The sequence below is a fragment of the Streptomyces sp. NPDC031340 genome, assembly GCF_055569945.1.
The window spans coordinates 46,001-63,818 of record NZ_JBVIIE010000023.1 but is presented as its reverse complement, the minus strand read 5'-3'; the positions used below and the strand labels follow the sequence as shown (position 1 = coordinate 63,818).

At 73.4% G+C, this 17,818-nt stretch carries 19 protein-coding genes and 1 pseudogene; 10 read left to right on the top strand and 10 right to left on the bottom strand.

Annotated elements, in window-relative coordinates; translation table 11 throughout:
• Positions 1 to 240 precede the first annotated feature (240 nt).
• The 4 genes from ACZ5GT_RS19590 (at position 241) to ACZ5GT_RS19575 (ending at position 2,089) form a co-directional block, all read left to right on the top strand.
• Positions 241 to 432, top strand: a complete 192-nt coding sequence (locus tag ACZ5GT_RS19590) for a hypothetical protein (protein WP_469025765.1) — start codon at positions 241 to 243, stop codon at positions 430 to 432.
• 349 nt (positions 433 to 781) lie between these two features.
• Positions 782 to 1,186 carry a cbb3-type cytochrome c oxidase subunit I gene (locus ACZ5GT_RS19585; protein WP_469025762.1) on the top strand — a complete coding sequence of 135 codons (405 nt, stop codon included), beginning with the start codon at positions 782 to 784 and terminating at the stop codon, positions 1,184 to 1,186.
• Positions 1,183 to 1,545 carry a hypothetical protein gene (locus ACZ5GT_RS19580; RefSeq protein ID WP_469025519.1) on the top strand — a complete coding sequence of 121 codons (363 nt, stop codon included), beginning with the start codon at positions 1,183 to 1,185 and terminating at the stop codon, positions 1,543 to 1,545. Before ACZ5GT_RS19585 ends, ACZ5GT_RS19580 begins: the two co-directional genes overlap by 4 nt.
• Before the next feature lie 4 nt (positions 1,546 to 1,549).
• A complete protein-coding gene (locus tag ACZ5GT_RS19575; RefSeq protein WP_469025516.1) occupies positions 1,550 to 2,089 on the top strand; it encodes a hypothetical protein in 540 nt (179 codons plus the stop codon).
• Between the two features lie 58 nt (positions 2,090 to 2,147).
• Here ACZ5GT_RS19575 and nrfD read toward each other — a convergent pair whose 3' ends face one another.
• The 3 genes and pseudogenes from nrfD to qcrB all read right to left on the bottom strand — a co-directional run.
• Positions 2,148 to 3,206 carry an NrfD/PsrC family molybdoenzyme membrane anchor subunit gene (gene nrfD / locus ACZ5GT_RS19570; protein WP_469025513.1) on the bottom strand — a complete coding sequence of 353 codons (1,059 nt, stop codon included), beginning with the start codon at positions 3,204 to 3,206 and terminating at the stop codon, positions 2,148 to 2,150.
• Positions 3,203 to 4,252 (bottom strand): 4Fe-4S dicluster domain-containing protein, encoded by a 1,050-nt coding sequence (locus tag ACZ5GT_RS19565; RefSeq protein WP_469025506.1) that lies wholly within the window; start codon positions 4,250 to 4,252, stop codon positions 3,203 to 3,205. The genes nrfD and ACZ5GT_RS19565 overlap by 4 nt, the downstream gene beginning before the upstream one ends.
• Before the next feature lie 16 nt (positions 4,253 to 4,268).
• A pseudogene (qcrB, locus tag ACZ5GT_RS19560) lies at positions 4,269 to 5,713 on the bottom strand (cytochrome bc1 complex cytochrome b subunit); the annotation flags it as partial.
• Here qcrB and ACZ5GT_RS19555 point away from each other — a divergent pair.
• A complete protein-coding gene (locus ACZ5GT_RS19555; RefSeq protein WP_469025499.1) occupies positions 5,685 to 7,421 on the top strand; it encodes a thiamine pyrophosphate-binding protein in 1,737 nt (578 codons plus the stop codon). The pseudogene qcrB and the gene ACZ5GT_RS19555 overlap by 29 nt on opposite strands.
• On the opposite strand, the gene ACZ5GT_RS19550 is transcribed toward ACZ5GT_RS19555, so the two are convergent.
• A complete protein-coding gene (locus tag ACZ5GT_RS19550) occupies positions 7,384 to 7,788 on the bottom strand; it encodes a hypothetical protein (RefSeq protein ID WP_469025493.1) in 405 nt (134 codons plus the stop codon). The genes ACZ5GT_RS19555 and ACZ5GT_RS19550 overlap by 38 nt on opposite strands.
• A 263-nt stretch (positions 7,789 to 8,051) precedes the next feature.
• Here ACZ5GT_RS19550 and ACZ5GT_RS19545 point away from each other — a divergent pair, with 263 nt between their 5' ends.
• The gene (locus ACZ5GT_RS19545) at positions 8,052 to 9,086 is read left to right on the top strand and encodes an AraC-like ligand-binding domain-containing protein (RefSeq protein WP_469025486.1); all 1,035 of its coding nucleotides are present in this window, start codon (positions 8,052 to 8,054) and stop codon (positions 9,084 to 9,086) included.
• Between the two features lie 80 nt (positions 9,087 to 9,166).
• Here ACZ5GT_RS19545 and ACZ5GT_RS19540 read toward each other — a convergent pair whose 3' ends face one another.
• The 5 genes from ACZ5GT_RS19540 to ACZ5GT_RS19520 all read right to left on the bottom strand — a co-directional run bounded on the left by ACZ5GT_RS19540 (position 9,167) and on the right by ACZ5GT_RS19520 (position 12,528).
• Positions 9,167 to 9,685: a TspO/MBR family protein gene (locus tag ACZ5GT_RS19540; protein WP_469025481.1), complete on the bottom strand. Its 519-nt coding sequence runs from the start codon at positions 9,683 to 9,685 to the stop codon at positions 9,167 to 9,169.
• 78 nt (positions 9,686 to 9,763) lie between these two features.
• Complete coding sequence (locus tag ACZ5GT_RS19535; RefSeq protein ID WP_469025474.1) at positions 9,764 to 10,345, bottom strand: TetR/AcrR family transcriptional regulator; 582 nt, start codon at positions 10,343 to 10,345, stop codon at positions 9,764 to 9,766.
• Between the two features lie 27 nt (positions 10,346 to 10,372).
• Positions 10,373 to 11,089, bottom strand: a complete 717-nt coding sequence (locus ACZ5GT_RS19530; protein WP_469025467.1) for an ABC transporter ATP-binding protein — start codon at positions 11,087 to 11,089, stop codon at positions 10,373 to 10,375.
• The gene (locus tag ACZ5GT_RS19525; RefSeq protein WP_469025461.1) at positions 11,086 to 12,201 is read right to left on the bottom strand and encodes an ABC transporter permease; all 1,116 of its coding nucleotides are present in this window, start codon (positions 12,199 to 12,201) and stop codon (positions 11,086 to 11,088) included. Before ACZ5GT_RS19525 ends, ACZ5GT_RS19530 begins: the two co-directional genes overlap by 4 nt.
• Before the next feature lie 18 nt (positions 12,202 to 12,219).
• Complete coding sequence (locus tag ACZ5GT_RS19520) at positions 12,220 to 12,528, bottom strand: antibiotic biosynthesis monooxygenase family protein (RefSeq protein ID WP_469025457.1); 309 nt, start codon at positions 12,526 to 12,528, stop codon at positions 12,220 to 12,222.
• Positions 12,529 to 12,840: 312 nt separating this feature from the next.
• Here ACZ5GT_RS19520 and ACZ5GT_RS19515 point away from each other — a divergent pair, with 312 nt between their 5' ends.
• Entirely contained in the window at positions 12,841 to 13,611 is a 771-nt protein-coding gene (locus ACZ5GT_RS19515; protein WP_469025452.1) for an SDR family NAD(P)-dependent oxidoreductase, read from the top strand.
• 73 nt (positions 13,612 to 13,684) lie between these two features.
• Here ACZ5GT_RS19515 and ACZ5GT_RS19510 read toward each other — a convergent pair whose 3' ends face one another.
• Complete coding sequence (locus ACZ5GT_RS19510; RefSeq protein ID WP_469025447.1) at positions 13,685 to 14,194, bottom strand: hypothetical protein; 510 nt, start codon at positions 14,192 to 14,194, stop codon at positions 13,685 to 13,687.
• Positions 14,195 to 14,452: 258 nt separating this feature from the next.
• Between ACZ5GT_RS19510 and ACZ5GT_RS19505 the strand changes: the two genes are divergently transcribed.
• The 3 genes from ACZ5GT_RS19505 (at position 14,453) to ACZ5GT_RS19495 (ending at position 17,290) form a co-directional block, all read left to right on the top strand.
• The gene (locus ACZ5GT_RS19505) at positions 14,453 to 14,767 is read left to right on the top strand and encodes a hypothetical protein (RefSeq protein ID WP_469025440.1); all 315 of its coding nucleotides are present in this window, start codon (positions 14,453 to 14,455) and stop codon (positions 14,765 to 14,767) included.
• Positions 14,768 to 14,972: 205 nt separating this feature from the next.
• On the top strand, positions 14,973 to 16,673 hold the full coding sequence (locus ACZ5GT_RS19500; protein WP_469025435.1) for a PHP domain-containing protein: 1,701 nt from the start codon (positions 14,973 to 14,975) through the stop codon (positions 16,671 to 16,673).
• A complete protein-coding gene (locus ACZ5GT_RS19495; protein WP_469025428.1) occupies positions 16,670 to 17,290 on the top strand; it encodes a hypothetical protein in 621 nt (206 codons plus the stop codon). Before ACZ5GT_RS19500 ends, ACZ5GT_RS19495 begins: the two co-directional genes overlap by 4 nt.
• Positions 17,291 to 17,818: the final 528 nt, after the last annotated feature.

The window sequence follows — 17,818 nt, the reverse complement described above, 5'->3', positions numbered from 1 at the left end:
AGCTGCCCCTTCGGTGGTGCCCTTCGGCGAGGAACGCTGGAGTACCCGGGCGGCCGGACCCGAAACCGGGGCTTCGCGCGAGACAGGTGTCAGCCCCGGATGTCCGGGCACTCCCGGCAGCGGTGTGTCTGCTCGCGTACCTTCCGGCCTGCCCGTAATGTCCGCATGGCCCCGGTTTCGAACCCATGACGGGAGCGATCAGGGGGAGCGCATGCCAGTGGCTGGTTCTCCTACCCGCCGCTGGCCGACAGCGACCACTCGCCCGGCGTCGGGTCCGACCTGTGGATCGTCGGCGTCTTCGCGGCGATCACCGGGACGATCATCATGGGCTGGGCCGTGCTGTGGACGGTGCTGCGCAGACGCACCCACGGCATGACGATGCTGCGGCTGCCGACTTCACCACCCGGTCGGCGGTGGCTACCCGAGGGGTGAGGCGCGCGCTGGCACCGCTCTTGGCGGCGGCCCCGCGGCCCAGCGGGTCGGTGCCCTTGAGCTGGCGGTAGACCGGCCAGGAGTCGATCCATGTGCGGACGCCCATGACAGCTGCCCCTTCGGTGGTGCCCTTCGGCGAGGAACGCTGGAGTACCCGGGCGGCCGGACCCGAAACCGGGGCTTCGCGCGCGACAGGTGTCAGCCCTGGACGTCCGGGCACTCCCGGCAGCGGTGTGTCTGCTCGCGGACCTTCCGGCCTGCCCGTAATGTCCGCATGGCCCCGGTTTCGAACCCATGACGGGAGCGATCAGGGGGAGCGCATGCCAGTGGCTGGTTCTCCTACCCGCCGCTGGCCGACAGCGACCACTCGCCCGGCGTCGGGTCCGACCTGTGGATCGTCGGCGTCTTCGCGGCGATCACCGGGACGATCATCATGGGCTGGGCCGTGCTGTGGACGGTGCTGCGCAGACGCACCCACGGCATGACGATGCTGCGGCTGCCCGTCTTCTCCTGGTCGATGATCGTCAGCTGCCTGATGGTGATCGGCGCCTTCCCCGCCCTGCTGGCCGCCCTCGTGCTGCTGGCCGTCGGGCGCGCCGACCCGTCGGTCTTCGACTCCAACGTGTGGAACATCGGCTACCAGCACCTGTTCTGGTTCTACGGCCACACCGTCACCAGTTTCGCCCCGCTGCTGGATCTCCGGCAGCGGCAGCGGCAGCGGGAGCAGGCCGCGGCCGACCGGAGCCGGTCGTGAAACGGCACCTGTCCTACCTCGTGGTGGTGGCCGGCTGGGGAGCGCTCAACGGCCTGCTCCTCGTGGTCCTCGCGGTGTACGGCGAGGACTCGCTGACCTACTGGCTGTGGGGCTCCGTCGTGATGCTGGTGGAGCTGGCCGCCGTGCTGGTCCTGCTCTCCTCCCGCTCCGGGCCCGACCAGCACGTCCGCTACCGGGTGCCGGACCGGTCGGCCGGCGCGGTGGCGCCGGCCGCGTTCGGGCTGCTCCTTGTCGGGCTGGCGTTCGTCTACGGGTGGTGGCTGCTGTCCCTGGCCGTCCCGCTGCTGCTGGTGGCCGCGGCGCTCGCCGTGCACGGCACGTCCACCCGGGAGGACTGAGCCGGTGACGGACCATTCGACGCACGGCGGCGGGCTCATGCCCGTGGCCGCCATGGCGCTGTCGGGCCTGATGCTCGCCGTGGTGGCGCCGGCCCTGGTCCGGCTCACCCGCCGGGCGCGGCTGTGGCAGTGGTCGAGCCTGCCGGCCGGCGCCGCCCTGCCGCTGCTGGTCCTGCTGCACGCCTGGGTGGTGCTCGCCGGCCTGGTGCGTCCGATGCCCGCCGGTGTCACGCTCGCGTCCGAACTCGTCCTGTTCGCGGCCGCGGCGGTGTTCTGGTTGCCCGTCGTCGCGCACACCCGGCACCGCCTCAGCGACCCCGGCCGCTGCCTCTACCTGTTCCTGGCCGCCCCGCTGCTCGACCTGCCCGCGGTGGGGGTGATCGCGGCGGGACGCTCGGCGGAGGGGATCGCCATGATCGTGGGGATGCTGCCGCTGGGTGTCGCCGCGGCCGCCGTGACCTGGTCGTGGATCAGCCGGGAGGAGCGGCAGGCGGCCGAGGCGCTCGCGCTCACCGCGCCGGCCGTCGAACCGCCGGCCCGCTGAGCCCCGGCCACCACGCTGGGCCCCGGCCACCACGCTGGGCCCCGGTCCCACGAAAGGCTCAGCCGTCGCCGCCGGACCGTGCCCGCGCCTCCAGCCGCTCCCGCTGCGGTACGACGGTGTACCTGGGGTCCTCGGCGGAGGCCACGCCGGCGTGGAACACGCCGAACCGCAGGAGCGCCGAACCGGTCAGCAGGGCCGCACCCGCGCCTGCCGCGAGCACCCGCGCACGGCCGCCGGAACAGTCACGGCGGCCCGCGTACGACGCCAGCACGGCGCCACCCGTCGTCAGCGCCTCCGCACACCGCAGCAACCGGTGCGGCGTGCCCTGCCCGAAGGGCTCGGCCGCCAGCCCCATGCGCCGCTTCATCAACCGGAACGAGCCCAGCTCCAGCGCGGCGCCCAGGACGGCCAGACGGCGCGCCGGCCCGGTCTCCCGCACCGGCGCGCAGGCCAGGGCCAGCCCGGCCCCCGCGGTGGCGGCCGAGCCGGCGAAGACGAACGGCATCTCGCGGTGACCCTCGTGCCAGGACGGCACCGCCGTGTCGGAGATCAGCACGGCGGTGTAGGTGGCGACCGCCGGGCCGAGCAGGGCGGCGCCCGCGGTGGCGGCGGCGCCCGCGGCCTTGACGAGCCGGTGCCGGCCCGCGACGTCGGCGGCGGCCGCGGCCATCGTCAGCGGCGCGTAGCCCGCCAGCAGCCAGGACCCCAGGTTCATGGGCGAGGTGGGCTTGAAGATCCGGAGCATGTTGACGAATCGGGCCGGGCGGCCGAGGTCGTGCACCAGCGCCGCCAGCGACAGCGACATGGCGCCCGCCGCTCCGAGCTTCGCCACCCGGGCCGTCCGGGGGCGGTGTGTGAGCTGCCCCCCGGCGGCCAGCAGCGACGACGCCCCGGCGAGTCCGCCGAGACAGAGGTAGCCCGCGATGTCGAGGGCCTTCCACGTCGGCTTGTTCAGGATCGGCTTGCCGTAGTACGAGGAGAACTCGGCGTCCGGCACCATGGCCCGCTCGCCGCGCCCACGCCTCCGCCGACGGCGCCCGGCCTGCTGGCCCGTGACGGCGTCGCGTCCCGGAGCAGCGTCCTGGACCCCCTCGCGGGTGACGTGCGATCCGGTCATCGCGGCCTCCTGACGAAGCTGACGGCGGCCAGAGCGGCCAGCGACGCGGCGGCGGCCGCCGCGTGCCGCCACATGGCGGGCAGGGAACGGGTGGTGACGACCGGGTCGGGCGGCAGGCCGTAGACCTCCGGCTCGTCGAGGAGCAGGAAGAACGCGCCGTCGCCGCCGACGCCGTCCGCCGGGTCCTCGCCGTACAGACGCGCGTCCGCCACCCCGGCCGCGTGCAACTGCGCGACCCGGGCCGCCGCCCGCTCCCGCAGTTCGTCCAGCGGGCCGAACTGGATGGAGTCGGTGGGGCAGGCCTTCGCGCAGGCCGGTTCCATGCCGACGCCGAGGCGGTCGTAGCACAGGGTGCACTTCCAGACGCGTCCGTCGTCGGGGCGCTGGTCGATGACGCCGTACGGGCAGGCGGGCACGCAGTAGCCGCAGCCGTTGCACACGTCCTCCTGCACGACGACCGTGCCGAACTCGGTGCGGAACAGCGAACCGGTCGGGCACACGTCGAGGCAGGCCGCGTGCGTGCAGTGCTTGCACACGTCGGAGGACATCAGCCAGCGAAGCTCGGTGCGACCGTCCGGGGCCACCGGAGAGATGCCCCCGGCCGGCGCGCCGGCCGGGGCCGAGCCGGGGGCGGGGACGGTGGCGCCGGGTCCGGGGGAGGAGGCGGAGGCGCCCAGCTCCCCGGCGGCCGCGAAGACGTCGACGGCCTCGTGGCCGGCGCCGGGTTCCTGCCCGCCCAGCGGTTTGCGCTGCTCGATGAAGGCCACGTGCCGCCAGGTGTCGGCGCCGAGGCCCTGGGTGTTGTCGTAGGACATGCCGGTCAGTTCCAGGCCGTCCTCGGGGATCGCGTTCCACTCCTTGCACGCCACCTCGCACGCCTTGCAGCCGATGCACACGGAGGTGTCGGTGAAGAAGCCCATGCGGGGCGGAGGGGCGGCGTACCCGGCCGCGCGTGCCACCGCGGGCTGCGGGCCGGAGAGCAGGTTGTCGCCGCGGGCCGGGCCCGCGGCGGTCCCGTCCGCCGGTGCGGCCGTGTCGTCCGTCATGCCCGGACCTCCTCGCTCACGACTGGTCGGCCTCCTCCGCCCGGCCGGGGCCGGCCCGGACGACCTCGATGCGGTGCCGCTGCTCGTCGGAGGCGGGCAGCTCCACCCGCTTCGCGAAATACCACCGGCTGAGCGCGTTGCGGACACGGTGCCGGTGGAACCAGCGCCATGCCTCCGTGCCGTGTGCCCGGGGTCGCGGCGCATCACGCACGAGAATCCGGTAGACCTCGGTCTGCGGCAGCAGGGTGCGCGCCTGCTGGTACCCGCCGTCGGCGTTCTGCCGTGCCTCCGCCGTCGTCCGGCCTTCCAGCAGGCGCCGGCGGTCGGCCGCCTGCAGTCCCAGGCAGGCGCGCTTGGTGGCGTGGTAGGCGAGGAAGGGCACCACGAACAGGGCGGCGCGCAGCACGTACGTCACCAGTTCCAGCGGGATCCTGAAGACGAGCGCGATGACGTCCTGCCCGCCGGCCGTCAGCAGCACGGCGTAGGCGGAGACGGCGGCGACGCCCAGGGCGGTGCGGGTGGGCTGGTCGCGCGGGCGGTCGCACAGGTGCTGTTCGGGCGCGGGACCGGTGATCCACCGTTCGAACCAGGGGTAGCCGTACAGGACGACGAACAGGGTGACGGGCAGCACCACGCCCGGCAGCAGGACGTCCCACACGACGGTGTGCCCGGCGAAGCGGGTCTCCGCGCCGGGCATCAGGCGCAGGGCGCCCTCCAGGAAGCCCACGTACCAGTCCGGCTGGGCGTCGATCGAGACCTGGCCGGCGCGGTAGGGGCCGAACGCCCAGATCGGGTTGATCTGCATCAGGGCCGAGAGGGCGGCCAGCAGGCCCCCAGGACGAAGAACAGGCCGACGGACTTGGCGGTGTACTGCGGGTAGAGCGGCTTGCCGACCACGTTCTGGTTCGTCCGGCCCTTCCGGGCCCACTGGGTGTGCTTGTGGTGGACGACGAAGGACAGGTGGACGACGACCAGAGCCAGCAGCAGCCCCGGCAGCAGCAGGATGTGGGCCACGTACAGACGCGGGATGATCTCCTGCCCGGGGAACTGGCCGCCGAAGACGAAGAACTGCAGATACGTGCCGACGACCGGGATCGACAGCATGATGCCCTCGGCCGTGCGCAGCCCCGTCCCGGAGAGCAGGTCGTCGGGCAGCGAGTAACCGCAGAACCCCTCCAGCAGGGCCAGCATGAACAGCGTCACGCCGATCGTCCGGTTCACTTCCCGGGGCCGCCGGAACGCGCCCGTGAAGAAGATCCGCAGCAGGTGCACGCCGATCGCGGCGACGAACACCAGGGCGGCCCAGTGGTGGATCTGCCGCATCAGCAGCCCGCCGCGCACGTCGAAGCTGATGTGCAGGACCGAGGAGTAGGCCTCCGACGTCATCACGCCCAGCAGGGGCTCGTAGGAGCCGGTGTAGGGCTGCTCGGTCATGTCCGGATGGAAGAAGAAGGTCAGGAAACGGGTCTTCGGCCTGCCCGGCCGCGAACTGGACCCGCTGGTGGCCGCTCTGCGCGGAGGGCGGGAAACGCCGGAGTTCGTGCAGGCGCGGCACGAGGAGTCGGCCGCCCTGATGGCCTGCGCCCACGCCAAGCTCACCGGCCGCGCCGGCTGCTGCCTGGCCTCGACGGGCTCGGGCGCGCTGCGTCTCCTCGGCGGCCTGTACGACGCGGCACTGGACCGCCGGCCGGTGGTCGCCGTGGTCGCCCGGGAACCGTCGCCGCCGGGCGGCGCCCGGCGGCCGGCCATCGGCCTGGCCCAGCACTTCGCCGAGGTGTCCGCCTCCTGCGAGCCGGTCTCCGACCCCGCCCTGGCGGGAGACGCGCTGGAGCGTGTCCTGGGAGCGGCGCCGGCCGGGCGCGCCGTCGCCACGCTGATCGTTCCGCGCCGGGTCCTGGAGGCGCCGGCGCCGCGAGCACCGCGTGACGCCGCCCCCGTGCCCCGCGGCCCGGCGGCCCGGCCGCCCGGGAAACCGGAGGTCCGGCGCGCGGCCGACGTCCTGAACGCGGGCCGGAGGGTCGCGATCGTCGCCGGGCCGGGCGCCGCGGAGGCGTCCGGCCAGGTCACCGGCGTGGCGGAACTGCTGTGCGCCGGCGTCGCCAAGACGAACCTCGCCCGGGACGTGCTGCCCGACGACCTGCCGTACATCACCGGGATCGCCGGTCCGTTCGGCAGCCCGGTGGCGGCCGCCCTGATCCGCGACTGCGACACCCTGCTGCTGGCCGGGGCGGAGGACTTCGATTCGGGGCTGGTGCCGGAGTCCGCCGGCCGCCGGATCGTCACCGTGGACGCGGACGACCAGGCGTCTCCCGTCGGGCCGGACGGACCCCCTGCCGTCCGGGTGACGGGCGACGTGCCCACCGCACTGCGCACGCTCATTCCCCTGCTCGACCGCAAGTCCGGCCGCGGATGGCGCTCGGACGTGGAGCGCGCGGTCCGGCGGTGGCGTGCGGAAGGCCACGCGAAGGCCCACCGGTTCTTCGGCACGGCGGTCAACCCCCGCTCCGTGGTCGCCGAACTGTCCGAGCGGCTGCCGGAACGCGCCGTCGTCGTCACCGATTCCGGATCCGCCGTGGACTGGTGGACCCGCCACCTGGAACTGCGAGGCGGAATGCGCGCCGCCCTGTCCGGGCACCTGGCCGTACCCGGAGCGGCCGTTCCCTACGCCGTCGCCGCCCGGCTCGCCCTCCCGGAACACCCGGTGATCGCCCTGATCGGGGACGGCGCCCTGCAGGCGGGCGGGATGAACGAACTCCTCACCGTGCGCAGGCATCTGGAGCGGCTCGCCGACCTGCCGCCCACCGTCTTCTGCGTCCTCAACAACGAGGATCTCAGCCGGCTGACCTGGGAACGCCGCAAGGACACCGGGGATCCGCGCATCCCGGCGACCGACGAGGTCCCCGCCGTCTCGTACGCGCGGTACGCCCGGCTGCTCGGCCTGCCGGGGATCCGCTGCGACCGGCAGGGCCAGGTGGGCCGGATCTGGGAGGACGCGCTCGCCGCCCGGGGACCGGTGCTGCTGGAGTTCATGGTGGACGGGGACACCGCGCCGGACTGGGCGGAGTTCCACAACGCGGACGCCCGGGCCCCCTCGCTCAGGCGTCTTGCCGCTGGCTCCGTCCGGCAGCGGATCACGGCGACGGTGGGCGCCCGGTTCGGTTCCGCCTGAGCCGCTCGTTGTGCCAGGCGACGGCACGCCGGATCTCCGGCTCGTGCAGCCCGGTCCGGCAGCCGAGCTGCTCGGTCGTCTGGACCGGCGGGCCGGACGTCAGGGCGCGGGTGATCTTCGCCGCCCAGAGTTCCTCCTGGACGAAGGGCCGGTCCCGGTACGCCCGGCTCAGGGCGGCGAAGTGCGCGTCGCTGCAGGCCGTCAGCCGGCGCAAGCCGTCGAACCAGTCGTCGGTCGGGTGTACGGAGGACGAGTCGGGGACGTACCCGGTCACCGCCTCGCTGCCGGGGAACGTGGCGGCGCACAGGTCGCACAGTTCCAGGCGGACCGGCCGAGCGGCCCGGGCGGCTTTCCTGCGCTTCCACATCGGTGCTCCCTCCGCTTACGCATTTCCCTGACGGGTACCCCCAGGAGCCGGCCGGGTCTCGGGAAGGGCACGTACGAGCAGCACCATGGCGGCACTGCCGCTGCGATCCGGTCACCCGCCTGCCTGCCCGGACAGCGGTGTCGCCGGGCGCCGCATGAGGTGTGAGACGTCCATGTTTGTCGTGAATCCTGCTGTTGCCGGGCTCCGGCTGCCGACAGACTCCATGGTCGAGGACTGCACGGAGGCGGACGGAGCTGCGCGGCGTGATCACGGTGTATGACAGCGACAAGGTTCCCCCGTCGCAGCGTGTCGAGGCGTGGGCGGCGGCCACGGCTCTGTCGCTGGTCCCGACGCGCATGGAGATCAGCGCACCGGCGGAGTTCGGCGCCCGGCTCGGCGTGCTGCGGCTCGGTGCCGTCCAGCTCTCCGAGATGTCCTACGCCCGGCTGGACTCCCGGCGCACTCCCCGGCTGATCCGGCAGTCGGACCCGGAGCTGTACCAGATCGCCGTGACGCTCTCCGGCGAGCAGGGCATCGAACAGGAACGGCGGCAGGCCGTGCTGCGCCCGGGCGATCTCGTCCTGTACGACAGCTCGCGGCCGTTCACCGCGACCGCCTCCACCGATGGCGGCCGCTCCGGGTCGCTGCTGCTCCAGTTCCCGAAGACGCTGCTGCCCTTTCCCGCGGAACGCCTGGCCGGGCTGCTCGCGGTGCCGTTGCCGGGGCGGCAGGGAGTGGGGCGGCTCCTCGCCACCATGCTCCGGGAACTCGCCGAGGAACACCGGCACCTGGGCCCGGTCGATCTGGCCCGGCTGGGAACCACGGCCGTCGACCTGACCGCGCACCTGGTCGGCCACCTCCTGGAGCGGGAGTCGGGGCTGCCTCCCGAGACCCGTTCCCGGGCACTGTTTCTGCAGCTCACCGCCTTCGTCCAGGCGCATCTCGGCGTGGACGGGCTGGGCCCCGAGATGATCGCGGCCGCCCATCACCTCTCGGCGCGCACCGTGCAGCGGCTCTTCCAGCAGCAGGGGACGACCGTCTCAGCCTTCGTCCGGGAGCAGCGGCTGAGCCGCTGCCGACGGGACCTCGCCGACCCCTCGCTGGCCCACCGCAGCATCCGCTCCGTGGCCGCGCGGTGGGGGTTTCCCCGCCCCGCGGAGTTCACCCGGGCCTTCCGGGCGGCCACCGGGCTGTCGCCCAGCGAATACCGGGAGGCAGCGCGGGCCGTCCGGGTCGCCACGGGCGGTGTCCCACCGGGGGCACGCGGCGATGCCGTGGCGGGGCAGAGAACCAGGTGACCGGCGGGGGCAGGGAGCCGGGTGACCGGCGGGGGCAGGGAGCCGGGTGACCGGCGGGGCAGAGCGCCGGGTGACCGTCCTCAGGCTTTGCCCCGGGCCCGGTTGCGGTAGGCGATGTCGGCATTCAGCGCCGTGGCGAAGACGCACCAGGCCGCGTAGGGGAGGAGCGCCCGTGCGGCCGGCCGGTCCACGGCGGCCGTACGTCGGATCAGATGAACGTTGGCGGCGTCCAGCAGGAGAGTTCCCGCCAGCCCGGCCCGGGTGCTGCGGCAGCCGAAGAACAGCCAGTTCCAGCCCGCGTTCAGCACCAGGTTGCCCGCCAGGCTGCCGACGAGAGGACGGCGCTGCTCCGGCCGCGCTCGCAGCAGGGCCCGGCCCGACGCGGCGGCGATCGAGGCGTAGAGGGGCGTCCAGACCAGGCCGAACGCCCGGCTCGGCGGCTGCCAGCGCGGTTTCTCCAGCCGGCGGTACCACGCGCTGTCGGCGTCCACCGCCAGCCCGCCCAGCACGGCGGTCGCGGCCACCGCGCCGGCCGTGGCCGCGTAGGTCTTCGCTCGGTTCTTCGGCGGGTGCGCCGTGAACGCTGCCGTCAGGTGCATGCGTACCTCCGTGGTCGGACGGGCGGCCCTGTACGGGTACCCGTTCCGCGGCGGGGAAGCAGGCGGCCGGTCGGGTGGTCAGCGCATGCCGGGCAGGCCGAGCCGGAGCAGGGTGAGGGTGTGCTCGCCGACGTCCTGCGGGTCGGCGCCGTTCTCGACGGCGGTCATGGCGGCCTGCAGGAGTCCGCCGACGAGCTGGGTGGTCAGCCGGGGGTTCGCGGGACCGATCTCGGCGATGGCGCTCATGAGGGGGGCGTAATGGACCTGGTGCAGTTCCTGGACGCGGTCGCGGCATTCGCGGGGGAGGTCGGCGCGCATGAGCGCGCCGGCGGGGCGGTGCATGCCCTGGGCGGCGAGGCGGAGCTCGGTGCGGATGAAGGCGTCGAGCCGGGCGGCGGGCTCGGCCTCGCCTTCCATCGACGCGGTGATGGTGGCGTTGGCGGCGGTGAAGGACTCCTCGACGAGGGCGGCCAGCAGGGCGGCGCTGGAGGGGAAGTACTGGTAGAAGCTGGAGCGTGCCAGCCCGGCGCGGGCGCCGACCGCGGCCGGGGTGACCGCGGCGGCGCCCTGTTCGACCAGGAGGTCGGTGGCGGCCCGGATCAGTGCGGCCCGTTGCTGGGCGCGGTGCTCGGCGACGGTTGCGGCACTGATCTTGGGCATGGTGCGGGTTGCCTTCCGGGGAGTGGGTCAGGTCAGCCGGCCGTCCCGGAGGGTCAGGACCTGGTCGGCGGTGTCCAGTATCTCGGTGTCGTGCGTGACCATGACCGTGGCGGTGTGGTGGATCCGGGTCTGTTCGGCGAGCAGGTCGACGACGTCGCGGGCGCGGGCGCGGTCCAGGGCGGAGGTGGGCTCGTCGACGAGCAGCACCTCGGGCGCCAGGACCAGGGCCCGGGCCAGGCCGACGCGCTGGCGTTCACCACCGGACAACTGGTGCGGACGCCGGTCCGCGCGCTGTGCCATGCCGACCGCTTCCAGCAGTTCGTCGGCGCGACGGCGGGCGGCGGCGTCCAGCCGCCCGGCGATGTGGGCGGGCAGCAGGAGCTGCTCACGCGCGGTGAGGGAGGCCATCAGGTTGGCGTGCTGGAAGACGTAGCCGATGTGGTGCCGCCGGTGGGCGGTGCGCTGGTGTTCCTTGAGCGTGGTCAGGTCGGTGCCGGCGACGTGGACGGTGCCCTCGGACGGTGTCTGCAGGCCGCCGGCCACCGCGAGCAGGCTGGACTTGCCCGATCCGGAGGGTCCGGTGACGGCGAGGAACTGGCCGGGGGAGACGGTCAGGCTGACCTGGTCGAGGGCGGTGACCTGCTGCTGGCCGCTGCCCAGGCGCAGGGTGACGTCGGTCAGGCGCAGGGATGCGGGGGCCGTGGGGGCGTCGGCGGCCGCGGAAGCGGGGGAGGCACTGGTCATCGGTCGGCTCCGAGGGCGGTGAGGGCCTGCACTTTGGTGATGCGGCGGACCGCGACCGCGGCCCCGGCCAGGCCGAGGACGATCAGCAGGATCGCCGCCACGGTGACCTGGTCCGGCTTGAGCGAGAAGGGCGCCGAGCCGTTCATGGCTCCCCCGAGGGCCAGTCCGACGGCGGTTCCGGCGGCGGTCGCGGCGGTGAGGACGGCGGCGGCCTGGACCAGGGCGTCGCGCAGGATGTAGCCGGTGCTCGCGCCGATCGCCTTGAGCAGGGCGATCTCCTGGCGGCGCTGGATGGTCCACACGGTGAAGAAGGAACCGACGACCAGCGCGGAGATCGCGTAGAGGAAGCCGCGGATCAGGGACATGGTGCTGGATTCGGCGGTGTAGCCGGGGGACGCGGCGTAGGCGCCGGTCTTGTCGGTGGTGTGGGTGCCCAGCTTCCGGTCGATCGCGGCGACGTCGGCGCCGGAGGACAGCTGGAGGGCCACGGCGGTCGCCTGGTCGGTGGCGGCGGCCGGCAGCGGGCCGGGGAGCCCGTAGTGGAGCTTCTGCCACAGCGGCAGCGGCGCGTAGACGACGCCGACGTGGCCGAAGGAGGCGTGACCGATCGTGCCGACGACCGTCAGCTCGGTGTCCGCGCCGCCGACGGTGAGCCGGTCGCCGATCCTGACGCCGTCCGCGGCGATCTCCTGGCTGATCAGGATGCCGTCCGGCCGGGAGGACAGGGGCGCGCCGGAGCTGGGCTTCGGGGCCAGGAAGCCGCTGGGCAGCACTCCGAAGACGGCCAGGTCGAGCTGCTTGTGCCCGCGGGCGAGCTGCGCGTGCGCGAGCTGCTGGCCGAGCGGCTCGGCCTTGCGCACCCCCGGCCGGCCGGCCCACGCCTGCCACGTCTCGCGGGTGACGGTGGAGCGGGAGAACAGCTCTCCGGAGGCCGACTTGGAGAAGGCGAGGTGCGTTGCCGGCAGGGCGCGCAGGGAGGAGATGCCGGCGTCGGCCAGGCCGCTGGCGAGTCCGGAGAGGATGACGCCGAGTACCGCGATCAGGGCGACGACGGCGCCGACGAGTGCGAAGCGACCGCGGGCGAACCGCAGGTCGCGCATGGCGAGGAACATGTGCGCGATCCGTCCCGCTCAGGCGCCGACGGCGGCGACGGTCTCGAACGTCTCCACCTCGCTGGACATCCCCTGCGTGGACGGCCCGTGCGCCGCGCGGAACGCCGCCGACCGGGTCCAGGCCGTGAACGCGTCCTCGGTGGTGAAGTCCATCACCGCGACGTAGGTCCCCCCGGCCTGCCCCGGACGCAGCAGGCGCGCGGAGAGCAGCCCGTCGACCCCGGACAGCGTCTCGCGCATGCTCGCGGCGAATCGCTCCTCGAACGCCGCCGCGGCCGGCGCGGGGACCGGGATGCGGTTCATCACCGTGTACATGTCCATCTCCATCTCTCACAAGGGAACAGGCGAGCCGGCAGACACTTTGCCGACACCTGTGTCAGCATCCTAACGCGTTTCCCGACGCGAGTGTCAGCAACCTTGGCGTGGGGTAGCCGGATGACGTATCCGGCATGAGCTGCCCGCTTCGGCAACGGAATCAGTGGCGAACGGGTCGCGGAAGTGCGCTTTCCCTCTGTCCGGCCTTGTGTGAACACCGAAGGCTCAGGCACAGTGACGTCGGCACGCTCCGACGAGGCTGCGGCGGTCGAGGCATGAGAAGCAGACCCGCACGCAGGAAAGACAGGGTGAACAGTGAGGGCCATGGCCCGCTTCCGAGATCGCGTGGCGATCGTCACGGGCGCCGGCGCCCCCGACGGCATCGGCATGGCCGTCGCCCGGGCGCTGGCGGCAGAAGGCTGCCGGGTGGTGCTGGGCGCGACGTCCGAGCGGATTCAGCAGCGTGCCGCGGAGATCGGTGAGGCAGCCGTCGGTGTCGTGGCCGACCTGACCGCGGAGGAGGGCGCGAACGCCCTGGTGCGGGCGGCGCTGAGCCGATGGGGCCGGCTGGACGTGCTGGTGAACAACGCCGGCATGACCTCGGTGACGTCCGGCTGGGACGCGGAGGAGGAGGTCGCCGCCCTGTCGCTGGCCGAATGGAACGCGGCGCTGGCCCGCAACCTCACGACGGCCTTCCTGATGTCCCGGGCCGTCGTCCCCACGATGCGAACGGCCGGCTACGGCCGCATCGTCTCCGTCGGCTCCACCACCGGCACGGTCAACGCCATGCCCGGGCAGGCCACGTACACCGCGGCGAAGGCGGGACTGGTGGGGCTCTCCCGGGCGCTCGCCCTGGAGGTCGTCGGGGACGGCGTCACCGTGAACGTGGTGGCGCCCGGCTATGTCGCGACCGGCTCGCAGCTGGCGTTCGAGGCGGAGGCCGCCGCGGCGGGCCCCATCGGGCGCAGCGGGACGCCCGAGGAGATCGCCGCCTGCGTGCTGTTCCTGGCGCACGAGTCGGCTTCGTTCGTCACCGGCTCGGTCCTCGTGGCCGACGGCGGCCACGGCCTCCCCGAGACCTGGCCCCGGTCCTGACCCGGGCGTCCGCGGCCCGGGGGACGCAGGGAGCGGATCCGGCTCGGGCGCACCGGATCCGCCTGACCGGGGATCAGCTCTGCTGCGCCGCCGCGACCGCCTCGCGCAGCCCTTCCAGGAAGTCCTTCCCGGCGTCGTCGTCGCCGAGCGCGACGTAGTAGGCGCCGTACTCCGGGTGCCTGGACCAGTGGGCGTTGACGCTGATGCCGCTGTCCTCCAGAGCGCTGCCAAGGCCCGGGAAGCGGTCGGCCACGGCGTTGCGGCCGGACAGGCTCATGCCGTCCAGCCGGGCGGACATGACGGTGGTGCCGGTGGACGCCCGGGTCACCGCGACCACCAGGTGGCGGGGGGTGAACAGGGCGACGGTGCGGTGCTCGGGGTCCGGATCCGACATGCCCTTCAGCCGTGAGAACAGCCCCGTCTTGTACAGGCGCGTGCTGACGGTGTCACAGCAGGCCACCGCGTTCGCCAGGACGTCGCCGAGGGAACGCTCCTCCGCGTGCGCGGCGATCGCGGCACGCGTGTCCGGCTCGATGTCCTGCGGCTCGCAGGATCTGCTGCCGCGCTTGTACAACCGCTCCATCTGGCCCCTCATCCCCTGGGACGGATACGTCGGATACGACGGATCGATCCAATGTGCGTGGGGGGCGTGCACAGGTTACACGCCCGACCGCGCCGACCTGCCCGCATCCCGCCCGGGCCCAGGACGACCGATCGGCTGCACACGTCCCCTTGTGCGTGGTTGTCTTCTCTCCGGCGATCACCGTCCGGGTGTTCGGACCGACGCCACTGCCGACCCCGCGCTCCGTCCTCCCCTCAACCACCCTCCGAGAGGTGCCTCATGTCAAGCCGCCTTGCCCTGCTCGCCATGCCCGGTGAGAAGTTGACGGCGCTGCCCGTCGACGAGCTGGCCCGCCTGCTGCTGAGCGACCTGCTTCTGGACAAGCCGCCGCTGAACCTGGACAACTGGGTGCGGTCGATGCGGAGACAGCACCGCAAGGACCCGGCCGCGATGGGCGCCGTCAGCGAGGCCGTGGCCTGGCTGCGCCACCACATGTACCTCGTGGCCGACATGCGCTACGGCGCGGACGACGGCTGGGTGATCGTCAGCCGGCAAGGCACGGCGTGGCTGCGGGGCACCGACCGGGACGCGTGAGCGTCCCACCACATGCTCCCGGCGGACCGCTGCGGCCGCACCGGCCCGCCGGGACCGCGGGCCACGCGCCGGTGGCCGAAAGGCTCTCGCTGCACATCGGGCGTTCCTCGCCCCAGCATCGTTCCGCCTCCAGGCGTTCACGCGGGCTTTTCACACTTGGCGCGTCCCCGGCGCGTACGCGCCTGCTCTCCCGCGGGAGTTGAACATGAGCCACGGCCACACACACGACCACGGCCACCACCATCACCATGGAGACGAGAACCTCTCGTCCCTGCCGCCCGCCCTCGACACGTCCGTCCCGGACGAGGAGTTGACGCCCGGCCAGCAGTCGCGGCGGTCCATGCTGCGCCGCGCCGGGCTGCTCGGCGCCGGGCTCGCGGCGGGCAGCGTGCTCAGCGGCGCGGGAGAGGCGGCCGCGTCGACCGCGGCGATGCCCGCCACACACACCTCACGCTCCGGCCGGTACCTGTGGCTGGCCGGTGACCACCACATCCACACCCAGCACAGCTCGGACGGCAAGTACCGGGTCATCGACCACGTCCGGCAGGCGAACGCGCACGGCCTGGACTGGATGGTCATCACCGACCACGGCAGCGTCACCCACGCCAAGATCGGCGTGGAGAAGGTCAATCCGGACATCGTCGCCGCCCGTGACCAGATCGAGGACACGCTGGTCTTCCAGGGCCTGGAGTGGAACATCCCGGCCGCCGAGCACGGCACCGTCTTCGTCCACCCCGGCAAGAACGAGGTCGCGGTGCTGAAGGAGTTCGAGAACTCCTTCGACGGCAGCGTCAAGGGCGCCACGGCCGGCACGGCCACGAACGAGGCGCTCGCCATCGCCGGTATCGACTTCCTCGCCGAGCAGGTGCAGCGGCGCAAGGTCAAGGACGCCCTGCTCCTGGCCAACCACCCGGCCCGCAAGGGCATCGACTCCCCGCACGAGATCCGCGGCTGGCGCGACGCGCAGCCGACGATCGCCGTCGGCATGGAGGGTGCCCCCGGCCACCAGGCCGCCGGCATCGCCGCCCCCAACGGCCCCGGCTCCGGGCGCGGTTACTACGACAACAGCCCCAGCGCCGACTCGTTCGCGGCGTACCCGCTGGAGAGCTACCGCACCTGGGGCGGCTTCGACTGGATGACCGCCACCGTCGGCGGCCTGTGGGACAGCCTGCTCGCCGAGGGCAAGCCCTGGTGGATCACCGCCAACTCCGACTCCCACAGCGTCTACGCCGACAACTCCGTCCGCGGTCCGAACAGCGACTTCGCGGGCAACGGCCGTTACAACGACCCCGTCTACGGCGGCGGGCTCAACCTCTCCGACGGCGACTACTGGCCCGGCCAGTACTCCCGCACCCATGTCGGCGCCGCGTCCTTCTCCTACCAGGCGGTCATGGACGGCATCCGGGCCGGCCGCGTCTGGGTCGACCACGGCGGCCTGATCAGCGGCCTGAACGCGCAACTGCGCTCCGGCGGCCGGGCGGTGACCCTGGGCGGAATGCTGCAGGTGCGCCGCGGCAGCGAGGTCGACCTGGTCGTCGAGATCAGCCTCGCGAACGGCCCCAACTGGGCGCAGTTCGTGCCCACGCTGGCCCGCGTCGACGTCATCCAGGGCGATGTCACCGGCTCGGTGGCGGACAAGGACACCTTCACCACGCCCAGCACCAAGGTCGTGAAGTCCTTCGAGGTGAACAAGGCCACCGGCGCGGTCCGCCTGACGTACTCGCTCGGCCCCGTGGACAAGCCGGTGTACGTGCGGCTGCGCGGCACCGACGGCAACCGCACCGCCGTCGGCCTGGGCGGCTCCTCCGTCGACCCGGCGGGTCCCGCCATGGACGTCCTCGGCGACGCGGACCCGTGGAAGGACCTGTGGTTCTACTCCAACCCGATGTGGGTCCTGCCCGCATGACCGCACCCCACACCGTGTCCGGCGTCCATTCCGTCATCGGGGTGGACGCCGGGACCGCGAGCCTGCGCGATGCCGACCACCTCGTCCACCATCTGGCGGACCGGCTCGGCCTCCCGGCCGGCACGATCGCCTGCACCCACCTGATCCGCACCGACGACCGGCGGGGCACCGCCGTCTCCCTCGCCCTGCCCGACGCGGGCGCGGCCGAGGTGGCATGGCGGCGACTGGCAGCCCTGGACATGCCGGAACTGGGCGCGGCCCTCGGGGACCGTACGCACGGACCGCGCACGGCGTCTCGCGCGGCCGCGCTCGCCGCCGCGGAACACACCGCCCGGCGCGGCGGCCGGGCCGTGCTCTACCCCGGAGCCGAGCACCTCACCGGCACCGTCACCGTGGCCGACCTGCTCGCCCTGACCGCCGTCGACCGGCTCACGGTGGTCGGCGCGCCGGCCGACGGGCCGGGGCCCGACCCGGCCACCCCGGTGCACACCCGCGACCACGTACGGCCCGAATGGCACGACGGGCGGCTGACCCTCGCCCTGGTCCCGGCCGCCGGCGGCACCCTCGCGCCCTTCGAGGTGCCCGACCCCACACCCTGCTGCGCCGACCACCCCTGACGGCCCTGTCCTCCCGGGGGTTCCGGGAGCGGCGCCGGCGTCCACGGCGGGTGTAACGTTGGGTCGGCGACAACCGGTTCGCTCACGGAGATCGACGGAGGTGAGTTGATGAGTGCCGTGGAGACCGCCGCTGTGCGCGGTGCCCGGATCATCCTCACTTCCCGGGCCTCGTCCTGACCTTCGCCTGCCTTCCTCCCCGGTGGGAGCGGTTCCGGCACGCCTGCCGTCCGGCGGGGCCCCCTTTCAAGGGTCTCCACGTTGTTTCGACAACCCACTTCACACCAACCCGCTCTCTCTTCTCCTGCGCGCGTCCTGACTCCGGCCGAGCACGGCCGGGACGCGGAACGTGAGCGTTCCCTCACCCCGTCGCGGGCCGGAGGACTGATTCCCGGCCGCGTGGTGCGGGCCGAGCGCGGTCTGTGCGGCATCGCCGCCGAGACCGGACCCGTCCGCGCGGTGGCCGTCTCCCGCGCCGACGTGCCGCCGTGCGCTGAACAGGGGCGGCCCGTGAAGGACACCGCGCGCCTG

Bases quoted from the DNA above. Each gene is read 5' to 3' on its own strand.
- nrfD (WP_469025513.1), bottom strand. From the start codon at position 3,206: ATGACCGGATCGCACGTCACCCGCGAGGGGGTCCAGGACGCTGCTCCG.
- ACZ5GT_RS19565 (WP_469025506.1), bottom strand. From the start codon at position 4,252: ATGACGGACGACACGGCCGCACCGGCGGACGGGACCGCCGCGGGCCCG.
- ACZ5GT_RS19555 (WP_469025499.1), top strand. From the start codon at position 5,685: ATGTCCGGATGGAAGAAGAAGGTCAGGAAACGGGTCTTCGGCCTGCCC.
- ACZ5GT_RS19550 (WP_469025493.1), bottom strand. From the start codon at position 7,788: ATGTGGAAGCGCAGGAAAGCCGCCCGGGCCGCTCGGCCGGTCCGCCTG.
- ACZ5GT_RS19540 (WP_469025481.1), bottom strand. From the start codon at position 9,685: ATGCACCTGACGGCAGCGTTCACGGCGCACCCGCCGAAGAACCGAGCG.
- ACZ5GT_RS19535 (WP_469025474.1), bottom strand. From the start codon at position 10,345: ATGCCCAAGATCAGTGCCGCAACCGTCGCCGAGCACCGCGCCCAGCAA.
- ACZ5GT_RS19530 (WP_469025467.1), bottom strand. From the start codon at position 11,089: ATGACCAGTGCCTCCCCCGCTTCCGCGGCCGCCGACGCCCCCACGGCC.
- ACZ5GT_RS19525 (WP_469025461.1), bottom strand. From the start codon at position 12,201: ATGTTCCTCGCCATGCGCGACCTGCGGTTCGCCCGCGGTCGCTTCGCA.
- ACZ5GT_RS19520 (WP_469025457.1), bottom strand. From the start codon at position 12,528: ATGGAGATGGACATGTACACGGTGATGAACCGCATCCCGGTCCCCGCG.
- ACZ5GT_RS19515 (WP_469025452.1), top strand. From the start codon at position 12,841: ATGGCCCGCTTCCGAGATCGCGTGGCGATCGTCACGGGCGCCGGCGCC.
- ACZ5GT_RS19510 (WP_469025447.1), bottom strand. From the start codon at position 14,194: ATGGAGCGGTTGTACAAGCGCGGCAGCAGATCCTGCGAGCCGCAGGAC.
- ACZ5GT_RS19505 (WP_469025440.1), top strand. From the start codon at position 14,453: ATGTCAAGCCGCCTTGCCCTGCTCGCCATGCCCGGTGAGAAGTTGACG.
- ACZ5GT_RS19500 (WP_469025435.1), top strand. From the start codon at position 14,973: ATGAGCCACGGCCACACACACGACCACGGCCACCACCATCACCATGGA.
- ACZ5GT_RS19495 (WP_469025428.1), top strand. From the start codon at position 16,670: ATGACCGCACCCCACACCGTGTCCGGCGTCCATTCCGTCATCGGGGTG.